We start from the raw sequence: 737 nt of genomic DNA on the forward strand, positions 1-737 counted from the left end.
CTCAACCGCACCTCACCGAACTCCACCGCCAACGCCCCCGGCACCCGCGCCACCTGCTCCGCGAACACCTCCGGAATCGACGCCACCCGCGCCACCCCACCCGTGGCATTCCACTCCTCCAACGCAGCACACTCACCCGGCAACAACACATCCAGCCCGGACAAGGGCCGGTCGGCGGCGGTGGTCAGGTGGTGCAGGAGGTGCTGGTAGCGGGCCAGGATCCGACTCGCCCGGTCCTGGTCGAAGGCACTGGGCTGGTAGTCCAGGCGCAGTCGCATCGCGTCGCCGGCGGGTATGACGGCGAGGGTCAGCGGGTAGTGCGTGGCATCGAGTCCGTGGATGACGCGTGCGTCCAGGTGCCGGCTGTCGTGCTTGTCGGCGGAGTCCCGGACGACGGGGTAGTTCTCGAAGACGGTGAGGGTGTCGAACAGGGGTCCGCTTCCAGCGAGTTGCTGGATCTCGGTCAGGCCCAGGTGGTGGTAGGCGAGAAGTCCCGCCTGCTCCTGCTGGACGCGCTGTACGAGCGATGCGAGCGACTCTGCGGCCTGAAGGCGGATGCGGATCGGCAGCGTGTTGATGAACAGGCCCACCATTTGCTCGACGCCGACGATTTCGGCCGGGCGCCCCGATACGACGGACCCGAAGACGACGTCCTCGCGGCCGGTGAGCCCGCCCACCAGGACGCCCCACACCGTCTGGACGAGCGTGTTGAGCGTGACGCCCCAGGATCGGGCGAG

Annotated in this window: 1 protein-coding gene; it reads right to left on the bottom strand. The window is 68.7% G+C overall.

Features of this window, described 5'->3' with window-relative positions; all coding sequences use genetic code 11:
* On the bottom strand, nt 1-737 hold a 737-nt coding region (locus tag FKN01_RS32265; RefSeq protein WP_260697103.1), incomplete at both ends, for a condensation domain-containing protein.

It is taken from the genome of Streptomyces sp. 130 (assembly GCF_007096885.1).
Taxonomy (GTDB): domain Bacteria; phylum Actinomycetota; class Actinomycetes; order Streptomycetales; family Streptomycetaceae; genus Streptomyces.